Source organism: Paenibacillus caseinilyticus (assembly GCF_027533645.1).
Lineage (GTDB): Bacteria > Bacillota > Bacilli > Paenibacillales > NBRC-103111 > Paenibacillus_G > Paenibacillus_G caseinilyticus.
On sequence record NZ_JAQAGY010000004.1, the window covers coordinates 269,406 to 280,561 of the forward strand.

Annotated in this window: 7 protein-coding genes; all 7 read right to left on the bottom strand. The window is 59.6% G+C overall.

Annotated elements, in window-relative coordinates:
- Position 1: 1 nt before the first annotated feature.
- Positions 2-976 carry a carbohydrate ABC transporter permease gene (locus tag O9H32_RS08595; protein WP_269865582.1) on the bottom strand — a complete coding sequence of 325 codons (975 nt, stop codon included), beginning with the start codon at positions 974-976 and terminating at the stop codon, positions 2-4.
- On the bottom strand, positions 963-3,932 hold the full coding sequence (locus O9H32_RS08600) for an extracellular solute-binding protein (protein ID WP_269865697.1): 2,970 nt from the start codon (positions 3,930-3,932) through the stop codon (positions 963-965). The genes O9H32_RS08595 and O9H32_RS08600 overlap by 14 nt, the downstream gene beginning before the upstream one ends.
- Positions 3,933-3,948: 16 nt before the next feature.
- Positions 3,949-5,070 carry an ABC transporter ATP-binding protein gene (locus tag O9H32_RS08605; protein ID WP_269865583.1) on the bottom strand — a complete coding sequence of 374 codons (1,122 nt, stop codon included), beginning with the start codon at positions 5,068-5,070 and terminating at the stop codon, positions 3,949-3,951.
- Positions 5,071-5,213: 143 nt separating this feature from the next.
- Positions 5,214-6,242: a dienelactone hydrolase family protein gene (locus tag O9H32_RS08610; RefSeq protein ID WP_269865584.1), complete on the bottom strand. Its 1,029-nt coding sequence runs from the start codon at positions 6,240-6,242 to the stop codon at positions 5,214-5,216.
- A gap of 194 nt (positions 6,243-6,436) precedes the next feature.
- On the bottom strand, positions 6,437-7,354 hold the full coding sequence (locus O9H32_RS08615) for an AraC family transcriptional regulator (protein WP_269865585.1): 918 nt from the start codon (positions 7,352-7,354) through the stop codon (positions 6,437-6,439).
- A 410-nt stretch (positions 7,355-7,764) separates the two neighbouring features.
- Entirely contained in the window at positions 7,765-8,829 is a 1,065-nt protein-coding gene (locus O9H32_RS08620) for a sialidase family protein (RefSeq protein ID WP_269865586.1), read from the bottom strand.
- The gene (locus O9H32_RS08625) at positions 8,826-11,036 is read right to left on the bottom strand and encodes an MGH1-like glycoside hydrolase domain-containing protein (protein WP_269865587.1); all 2,211 of its coding nucleotides are present in this window, start codon (positions 11,034-11,036) and stop codon (positions 8,826-8,828) included. Before O9H32_RS08625 ends, O9H32_RS08620 begins: the two co-directional genes overlap by 4 nt.
- Positions 11,037-11,156: the final 120 nt, after the last annotated feature.

An 11,156-nucleotide genomic window follows, 5' to 3' on the forward strand; every position in this document is an offset into this window, starting at 1 on the left:
GTTATTCGTCCTCCTTCGTACCGAACAGCTTCCAGCACAGCTTCTGTGCGAGGTAAACGATCGTCAGCAGACACACCGTCAGCGCCGTGGCGTAGCCAAGCTCGAAGCGGGTGAACGCATAATCGTCGGTATGCGTGGTGATCATATGGGCCGCATATTCGGGTGTCGGGTTCATGCCGGAGAGCACGGTGCCGATCTCGCTGATCTGTACGGCGCCCACGACCGCCATGACGGCGCCGAACAGCATCTGCGGCTTCGTTGCCGGGATGGTGATATACCAGATCTCCTCCAGCCGGCTGCGGATGCCGTCCAGCTTGCCGGCCTCATACATCTCCGGGTTGACGTTGAGCAGTCCGGCCAGCATGCCGAGGAAGCCGATGCCCATGCTCTTCCATAAAGTAACGACCACCATGGACGACATGAGATGCTCCTTACTCGTGACCCACGGCACGGGCTCGCTGATCAGATTCAGGTTCAGCAGAAAGTGGTTCAGATACCCGATCCGGTCGCTGGAGAACAGCGGTGTCCAGATAATGCTCATGGCCACGAGCGAGGCCAGCGACGGCGTATACATCGCCAGCGTGAACCACTTGCGGAACGTGGCGGGCAGGATCGAGATCAGCCATGCGAGCAGGAACGCGCACACATAGCCGCCAGGCCCCACAATCAGCGCGAAGGTCAGCGTATTGGGCAGCGCATACTTCATCAGGATGAGGTCCTGTGTCAGCATATAACGGAAGTTATCCCAGCCGACGAAGCGCGGAGGTTCAATGGAATTGTAATGGGTGAAGCTGAGCACCACGGCGGCGATCACCGGCAGCAGAATAAACAGGATGAAACAGATCATGAACGGGGCGATGAACAAATAGGACACGCGGTACGACCACAGCGTCTGCAGAGCCGTCGCCAGCCTGCCTTTGCGCCGCTGCCCGAGACTCAGCCCGGGCGGCTGCACGATCAGTTCACTTTTGGACATACGGCTCCACTCCTTCCCATGGCTTCGTGATGGACGGCAGGTTCATCCTGCGGATGACGGTTCCGTCCGCCTCAATGAATCCGAACTCCTGGACCTTCCGCCGGATCTCGCGGTCGACTTCCTTCACGGCCGTCTCGAGCGAAGTCCGGTAGTTCATGCCTCCGATGACGGTTCGTGTCCATGCATTGCGCAGTTCCCGCTCCATGAAGTAGCTGCCGGGCACGTTCGGGATCTCGCGGAACCACTTCCACTGCTGCATAATGGCCGCCAGATCATCATCCCTCCACGGCATCTTCGTGAAGGCTTCGATATTCGAGGTGTTCCAGCGGAAGGTCACGCCGTTCAGTGTCTCGAGATCCGTGCCGAATCGCTCCTGCACGGCGGCGGAGGTCCACCACTTGATGAATTCCCAGCCTTCCGCCGGCCGCTTCGCATTCTTCATGATGACCGAGGACTGCATGCTGCCTCCGAGCCACCGCGCCACCTGGCCGTCGGCCTGCCGGACGCCGGGCACGGGAGCAAGCCCCCACAAGCCGTTGAGCTCCGGAGCGGCTACCGTCAGCTGGATATACGTGTTGATATCCGCGATCCCGATGGGGTACGAGCCTTCGCGGAAATGCTGGTAGAAGCTGTCCATCCGCTGGTCTACGGCGAATTTGTTCTGCAGGTCGGTCCACTGCTTGAACGCTTCGTAGCTTTTGTCCGAGCCGAGTCCGGTCTTCGTGCCATCCGGCGTATAATACTCCGCGCCGTGCATCTGCATGAACGCATTGTGTTCGACCGGCGTAAAGTTCATCCCGTTCTGCTGCAGCACTGGCAGCAAGCGGTACAGATCCTCCCAGGTGTCCGGCACCTGGAGGCCGAGACTGTCCAGAATATCTTTGCGGTAGTACATCATCTGGAACGACTGGGTCTCGGGTACGCCGTAATATCCCCCGTCATAGTAGAACGGGGTCCACGAGCCGGGCGCGAACCGCTTGAAGTAGGTGTCGAAGTCGGGGAACTGCTTCAGGTTGTAGATCCCGCCCCGGATCGCATAGTCGAACGGAATATCCTGGGGCATGCCGAGAGCCACATCCGGAGCGATGCCCGCTGCGTTCATCAGCACGAGCTGCTTCTCATCCTTGAGCAGATTCACCTTGACCTTGATACCGGTCTGCGGCGTGAACTGCTCATCCACCAGACCCTGCAGCAGGTTCACATAATCCCGCCCCCGGAACATCCAGACGTCGAGCGCCTCCCCGTCGTCTTCGCTCCACTTGCCCTTGGCCTTGAACGAATCGAAGAAGTTGGCGAATCCGCCCCAGAACTTCTCTCCCGCCGACGCCACCATCTTCGGCAGCGGCTGTCCGGCGGGCACGACGAACAGCCGGTCGAGCTGGAGCGGCTGAGAGCTCAGCGCCTCGATCTGGTCCGCGACCTTGCCTTGGATCTCAACCAAGCGTCCCGGATCATACGGGATCTCATCGGCATCCTCCAGCATCGCGTCGATATCCTTGCGTGCGGTCACGAGCCCCTGCGATACGGAGTCCGGCCGGCCGTTGACCGCGGTCAGCTTCTCCCGGATCGCGTCGATCCGGTCCCCGGTGGCCCGGAGTCCGTCGACGAAGCCCGGCAGATCGCGGTCCATGTCCCAGGTTCGGTTCTTGTCATCTACGCCGCCGGTCAGTGCTCTTACATCCGCGAAAAGCTTCCGCAGCTCTCCGATCACCTCTTCGAGCTCGATGGCGAGCGGCTTCAGCGGGGCATGCGTGACCCGCATGGAGATTGTGTTGGCACCCTTCTCCAGGTAGAATTCATAGGGCCGCTCCTGCTCGTCCGCCAGGGCTAACCCCTGCCAGCCGGAGTGGTACAGGAACCGGTATGCCTTCAGCTCAGAGAAGGGAACCTTGCCGTTGACGAGGATGGTGCGGAACGAGGAGCGGTTCGACACGAAGCCCTGCTGGGCCCGCATCGCAATGTGGTAGTAGCCGGTCTCCGGCGCTTCGAAGCTCCAGGTGATCTCCTGATTCCCGGCGTTCCACCTCTCGCCGTTGATCGTATTGTAGGTGATTTTCCCCTGGACATAAGGGGTATTGGCAATATCGTTGTCATAGGCAAGCGACAGCGAGGAATCGCTCTTCCACAGCACCCGCTCCGCTTCAAAGGCCACCGGCTCCGCCTTGACCGCTCCTGTTGCCGGCTGGCTTCCCCTCACGGCTTCATAAGCCCCTGTCTTCGCGGGCGCCTGTAGCAGGATCGATTCCAAGGCCAGGGGGTCGCTTCCGATCAGGCGGAGCTTATGCTTCCCTGGGGTCAGGTACCACTGAAGCGCGTCCTCATAAGCGCCCGCCTTGTCGCGCAGCTCCCAGGTCTCCCAGCCGGAGATATCCTCGGCCACCGGCCGGATCTCGTCTCCGCGGTCGTCCGTCCGGATCGGAAGCTTATCCTTCCAGTGGCGGTACAGCTCGATCGACTTCGCTTCGAGGAACGGATTCGCCCCGTCGACCGTAATATTGAGCGCAATCGGCTTGCGGTTCTTCGAATCGACGAACGGGTGATAGGACATTGTCAGGGTGTAGAGTCCCCCCTGCTGCACATCCAGCTCATATTCGATCCACTCGGCTCGCCCCGCACTCCAGATCAGCACATTGTCCTTGCCCTGGTAGGAGCCGACCGCAACCTTCGCCCCGCCGGAGCGGCCCGCGATTTGGGAGCCGGGGATCACAATCTGCGTTCCATGATCGGCGGATGCCCCCTCCTTCTTCCAGCGCTCCAGCACTTCCATGTAATACGGATCATTCCGGCCGGTGAGGCCGCCCCCTTCTTCCGCTTCGCCTGCTGTCTGCTTGGGAGCGGGCGACTCCGCTGCCCCTGCGGGCTCGGGCGATCCGTACAGGACGGTGACCAGCGTGAGGGCAGCGGCAAGCAGGGCGGCCAGCCCGGCCCGTAATCGACGTAACGCTTTCAACTCCATCCCTCCGCCTTTGCTGTTAATCAAGGATATTCTCTTCCGTCTCGCCGTCGAAGAAGATCGCCTTCTGCATATTAAGGGTCAGCGTGACCTTCTCCTCATCGGCGAAATCCAGGTCAGACGGCGTGCGGGCTATGAGCAGCTTCGAGGCTCCGATATCGGCATACACATAGCGGTCTGCACCCATAAGCTCGCCGAATTTGTGAACCCCGGTCATGCCGTCTTGCGGCTGCATCCCGTCCCCATAAGCGGCGACCCCGATATGCTCGCTGCGGATGCCGAGGAACACGGTACGGTTCACCTTCTTCTTCTCCTTGAGCCGTTCCGAGGCCTGGGCGGGAATGCGAAGATAATACTGCTTCGTATGGAATTCCAGTCCGCCGTCCGGCGCTTCCAGCAGCTTGCCCTCCAGGAAGTTGATCGGGGGCGAGCCGATGAAGCCCGCGACGAACATGTTGGCCGGATGGTTGTAGATTCGCTGCGGGGTGTCGACCTGCTGGATCAGGCCGTCCTTCATGACGACGATACGGTGGCCCATCGTCATGGCCTCTACCTGGTCATGCGTGACGTAGACCATCGTTACGCCAAGCTGCTTGTGCAGCGAGATGATCTCCGTGCGCATCTGCACCCTCAGCTTCGCGTCCAGGTTGGAGAGCGGCTCATCCATCAGGAAGACTTCCGGATTACGCACGATCGCCCTGCCCAGCGCGACACGCTGCCGCTGGCCCCCGGACAGCTGCCTCGGCTTACGCTCCAGGAACGGCTCGATCTCCAGCGTCCGGGAGGTCCGCTTCACCGACTGCTCGATCTCATGCTTGGGCGATTTGCGCAGCCGCAGGCCGAAGGCGATATTCTCGAAGACGCTCATGTTCGGATACAAGGCATAGTTCTGGAAGACCATAGCGATATCCCGGTCCTTCGGCGGCAGATGGTTCACCAGCCGGTCGCCGATATACAGCTCGCCCGAGGAGATGTCCTCGAGCCCCGCAATCATCCGCAGCGTAGTCGATTTGCCGCAGCCTGAAGGTCCGACCATCACGAGGAATTCGCCGTCCTTGATCTCCAGGTTAAAATCCTTGACCGCATAGCCCCGCTCCTTGCCGAAGCGCTTTTCAATCTGTTTTAACAGGATTCTTCCCACTTCCGCACCTCCCTCAAAACTCTCTGCTCTTGGTTCTATCTTTAATGTGAACGGTTACATACACCCTGAATGACCTTCATTATATCGTCTGCCCGTGAGACGATTATAGGCGGTGGGGGCTTACTCTATAGGGGCATTGCGCTTTAGGTATGGTGCAGCAGCTGCTGTGCCAGCCAGCCGAACGAATGCCGGCCGGATATCTCGTGCTTGCCGGGGAACAGATCGGAGCTGAACCGTTCAGCCACCCCTTCTTCCCGGTAGAGGGTCTCCAGGACTGCTGCCGCCTCCCTGAAGGCACCCGCAGGAAACAGCCCGTCGTGCTCTCCGGATTCCACGAACAGCGCCCGTGGTGCGATCAATCCGATCAGCTCGGGCAGCTCCGCCTTCTGCAGGATCCCTGGCAAATAATTGTCGATGCAGTGGGTCCGCTTCCACAGGCTGCCGGCGAACGTATTCGTGAAGCCGCACAGCAGGGCCGCCTTCAGACGATCGTCCAGCCCTGCGGAGAAGGCGGCGATGAGCCCGCCGCCCGAGAACCCCATACAGCCGATCCGCTGCGGATCGACATCCTCCCGTCCAGCTGTGTAATCCAGCGCCCGTCCCGCCTCGAATACACGCAGACCGGCCAGCGTCTGTCCGCACATCAGCAGCCGGGAGGCCAGTGCGAAGCAGGAGCTGGTCGTGCGGGGCTCCTTCGGCAGGTCGGCGGCAAGCCTGCGGTCCCCGAAGCCGATAATCTCCGGGGCGATGACGATCAGCCCGCGCTCTGCGAGCTGCATGGCCACAGGCTGCCTGCCGCCGGCAGGCACTTCTTCCGGCGTGCCGTCCGCCCCTCCTCCGACGAGCTCCCGGCTGCCGATGCCATGGCCGTGCCAGACTAGGACGGCAGGCGCCCGGCCCTTCAGGCCCTTGGGCACGAGCACATAGGCCGGCACACGCAGACCAGCATGCGTCGTGTAGACGGCGCGTTCGAGCCGTCCCACCTCCAGCTCCCACACCCCGATGACTTCCGGCTGCAGTGGAGCGTCCGATGCCGGCATGGTGCCGAGCGCTTCCAGCAGGGCGCGATGCACGCCGCTCCGGCGCTCTCCCCACGGCAGGGCACGTGATACGGCGTTCTGCCGGCATGCCGCCTGGTAGGCTTCCTCCAAATATTCGTCGGGATTCCACATGGGTCAGATCTCCTCTCTTGGCAGCCGCCTTGACGGACACCGGGTTTGCTATGAAAAGAAGATAAACGCCTTCTCGCCCAAACGGGACGGCAGGCGTTTCAAGTCCTCTCTAACGGTTGAATTATTAGGGTATGCCGTTCTCTCCCTAAGTCTCTACTTCCGTTCTCTATAGAGCTCAGTTACATCGAGCTCGGTTACATCGAGCTCGCATTCTCTTCGATCTCCTGGAAGTTCTGCCGGTACTGTCTTGGCGTGACGCCTGTTTTTTTGCGGAACAGCGCATGAAAGAACTTCATGTCCTGGTAGCCGACCTGGTTTGCGATCTGGTAGATCGGAATGTCGGTGGTTTTGAGCAGCTCGCAGCACTTTTGGATCCGTACATTCTGAAGATACTGCGTGAACGACACCCCCGTCGATTTCTTGAACAACCGCTGGAAATGGCTGGCGCTGAGGAAGAAGTAATCCGCCACATGCTGTACCGTCACATTCTGCGTATAGTTCGATTTGATGAAATGGACAACCTCCTCGAGCATCCGTGAGGGAACGGGCTCCGCCTCGCTCTGCTGCTCGAAGCGCTGAAGCATGACCAACATCTGAATCAGCAGAGCGGTGAGAACGGTGTCGAACCCGGTGCTGCGCTTCAGGTATTCACTGTGCATCGAGCCGATGAGCGTCTGGAAGGTGTCATACTTGTCCTGAATGTGGAGCCAGGGGACCGAAAGTGCAGCAGGATGATAGATGGCGTTGCAGGTCTGGGAGTGCTCCTGCAGCATCCCCTTCCAGCGATCCAGCAGGGAGCTGCGGAAGATGCAGTTATAAATAACGAGCATCTTGTCCTGCGTCGGCGAGGACGGTCTGAACACATGCGAGGTGCCCATAGGGATGACGAACAGATCCCCCTGCTTCACGGGGAGAACCCGGTCCTCAATGTAATGGTAGCCGCAGCCTTCGCCGACAAAGCAAATTTCAATAAAATCGTGCGTATGCTGGGAAAGCGTAAACGATTCGAGCTCCCTGTTGACGAAAATATCCAAATTTTCTTCAAAAAACATGTCTCCGCTTAAATGTCCGATTCTCCCGGTCATGACCATCACCCCAGGTAAAGTTTGCATTTCGACACCCTTCCCGACGATCCGATTCCCGGCTGTATTCTGGTGGAAATGATGTACCCCAATATGACATGAAAACGCATTCATATCAATCAACGAATCCGTTTTTCGACACCCAAATCGTATTGGTTGATCCCCATACCGTTCTTGTGTAGTGCAGAACCTGCGGTACTCGGGCCAACCTTTTCGGCTGCCGGCAAACCGTATGTCCGCCGGCGGCCGAAAAGCCTGTATTCCCCCGTAGAATCATGCAAAGTTATCCAAGAGCTATCGGTTAGCACTCGTTTCGACAGCAGCTGCAAGATCGTAGAATCGGCTGGCAGGCTGCAGGGCATTCGCCAAGCCTTTCGACTTTTCTTTTCTTTTCTTTTCTTTTCTTTTCTTTTCTTTTCTTTTCTCTTCTTTCTCTTCTCTCAGCTTTCAACTAACCAATTCTCAGGAACGCACACATATTTGATTCCCTTGCGCAGATAAGAGAAGGCGATATGCAGCCGCCCGTCTCCGGGTGCGATAATCGAAGGATAGGAGTAGCCGACCTCCGACTCCTTGTACTCCAGATCCGCCATCTGAACGTTGCGTGTATGGGGCCAGGAACGGCCGCCGTCCTCGGAGATGGACAGGGTGAGCGGCGTGCGCAGCGGTTTCTTGCGGGTCTCCCCTTTCCGCTGTACCCAGCGGAACTGGTCGCGCTCCATCGTCGAGTCATTGTAGATGAGCGCTATACGGCCGTCGGCTAACTTGGCCCACTGCGTGGAGGAATTGTTATTCGCGAGCGGGCTCTTGACCGGCGGGCTCCATGTGCGTCCTTCGTCCGTCGATTCGCTCATGTAGATCCGGTCGGCCTGCCGGCTGCGGAACATGGCCAGGAGCGATCCGTCGCTGCGGGGAATGATGTTCATCTGCACCCGGTGGATGCTGTCCGGCACTTCCGTCTCCGTCCAGGTTCGGCCCTGGTCGGTGCTGCGGAGCACCACGCTGTAATGTCCGTCGAGCCGGCAGTAATAAGCAGGCAGCACCCAATCCCCGTTCCCGGTCACCACCGGCGGATGGCGCAGGAAGATTCCGGGCCGGTCCGTGATTACTTCGGCCGGGCCCCAGGTCAGCCCGCGGTCCCCCGAGAGGCGGGTGACAATGCGCGAGGTCTTCTGGTTGTGGGGTTCATTCGAGGTATGCAGCAGCCACAATCTGCCGTCCGGTGCCTGGAACAGAACCGGATTCTGCTCGGAGCGTTCCGGGTCTGAGGACAGCAGCTCGGGTGCGGTCCACTGGTCCGAGCCGGCCGGCAGCCTCGAGAGGACGACATTCGTATCCGGGTTGCCCTCTCCGCTGCCCGTGAACCAGGTGCAGAGCAAATCTCCGTTATCCAGAGCTAGCAGATTGGCCGCATGGCTGTCATTCGGATGAAGCACGGGCAAGAACGCTTCCCGTATCCTTGGATCGGCCTCATGTTCCGTAACCATTCCGTTAAATCGGGTCATATGTGCAGCACTCCCTGCTTGGTATTTGTTCCGTCCGTTCCATCCTGCCGCAGCTTCTCCCAGCTCAGCTCCGTCTCCGTCAGCCCAGAGTCCGAGAATACGAGTCTGCCGTCGGCATAGACCCGGAAGCCTTCTTCGATCTCCGGCATCTCCGGCGCCAGCCAAGGCGTTCCGGGACGGCGGTAGGTGATTCTCAGCATGGAGCCGGCCGTCTTCACGCGGTCGAGGTCAAACCAGTCCAGCCCGATGTCCAGCGGATCGAGTACGATCCCCTCCCGTCCGACGGACAAGCCGGCGACGTGGGAGACGACGAGGTCGATAAAATACGAATGGTTGTATTCCTGTTCGTCGCTCAGGGCTTCGCCGGTGTCGCTGTTGTAGTGCTCGACGAGTCCCGGACGGTTCAGGTCGCGCTGCTGATAATGGAGGAATGCGTATTCCCGGAGATAATGGCCGAACTCCCGGTCATAGCGGTGGCCTCTGCGCCTGCTCTCCTTGGCCAGCGCGTCCAGGGCAATCGAATTCGTATACGGCCAGGTCGGTCCGTCCCATACGCAGCCGTTGCGTCCCTTGACGAAATGCCCCATCCAGCCGCCTTCCTTGGCATAGGCCGGACAGTCGGCCGAGACGGAGGGGAACGGGCAGCGCGTAGCGAACTCCCGCTCATCGAACAGGTGCCCCATTAAGCCGTCGTGGCGCTCATCGAGCATCTGAGCCCAGCTGGGGTAGAAGCCGACGATATTTTTGACGAACGCCTTCTCGTCGGTTTCATGATGCAGGTCGTAGAAGAACTGCGTGGCTTCGTCCCACATTTTGTCCAGCACGCCGGCCTTGACCGCCTCCGCCCGCTCCCGGTAATGCTCCGCCTCCTGGTCGCCAAGCGCTTCGCCGAGGCCTGCAATGCCGAGCAGATTCAGATAGTGATATACCGTCCGGTCCACCCGCTTCAGCGGCGTATACGTTGATTTGTCCTTGGGATTCCTCGGGTAGTCGTGAAAATACCAGTAGCTCGGTTGGTATTCCTTGCCTGTACGCGTATGCTTGTATTCGATCATCAGGGCATCCCGCTCATTCGCGTATACCTTGCACCAGGCCTCGGAATTCCGTTTCAGCGCGGGCAGCAGCTCTGCTGCCGCTTCTTTGTCCGGGTGCACCAGGAACAGCTGATACGCCGCCCAGCCTCCGAAGTTCGCGAAGGAATGCATCACCGTGTCCACCGTCAGGCAGCTGAGCATGCCGTCTTCCCCAGGCGAAGCCTGCATATTACGGTATGCGCCGAGCGCATAGGCGGGGTCATGGTGCCACCTCGCGTCCATCGTATGGAGGGGAACGGACAAGTTAATGAGCTTGCTGAATTCCCAGCCCCCTTTGCCGAAGGGCGTCTTGCTCTTCTTGTGAGACCTCCCCTCATAGAAGAGCGGGTGTCTCAAGTTGCCGTACTTCGGATCCGCCAGATTGTGGCGGAGCAGGAACCAGCGGTAGCTCCAAGTGCGGTCCAGCAATTCCTCGCTGCTGGCGAAGCTTGGCGTATGGCTGAACCAGGCTTCGTATTCGTTCTGCTGGGCTTCCAGAACTTCATCCGCTGTCCTGCCGCTCTCCGCGTAAGAGGCGGCGCGCTCAGAGAGCGTGCGGATGTCATCTGCTCCTTGGATCCCGAAGGCGGCGGCAATGACCAAGGAACGGGACTCTCCGGGGGGCACCCGGAGACCATCCAGCAGCTGCGGATCGCTGACGGCTATGGTGCCGTCTATCGTGAAGCTGTAGTGCTCGATGGAGAACGATCCGCTCAGCCGGCCCCCCTCTCGCTGCCCGAACGCCTCCCCGTAGGTTTCGAGTCGCAGCACCAGCTCTTCCCGGCTGCGGTTCGTCCACGTCTGGCAGGACACCGCGCAGTCGTCCCAGGTGATGAATTTGCGTTCGCTGAGAGCCAGCCGGTTCCCTTCGTAGTCCATGCTCAGGTGGCTCGGACGCCAGACGGTCCGGCACGGGTCGTAACTTGAGATGAGGCTGCTCTGTACAGCAAACAGCAGGGGAATGTTCACCTTGTGAATAAAATCGAATCGGCCTGAAAATCCCGGTACGGGATCGAGATAATCCGCCCACAGGCGGGCCCCGGTGGACCCGAGCAGGAGTGCTCCCGGAAGCGTGCGGAGCGATTTCTTCCCTGCCTGGAGCACATCATCCAGCCGCCTAGCTCCTGACATCATTGTTCTCTCGCCCTACTCTCTGTCCTGAGGTTTTTATTATCATTCATTATAAAATGTCCACATGATCGGTCCGAGGTGGTTATCGTCTCAATCTATAGGGCAATCCTGCTTACAGGCCAT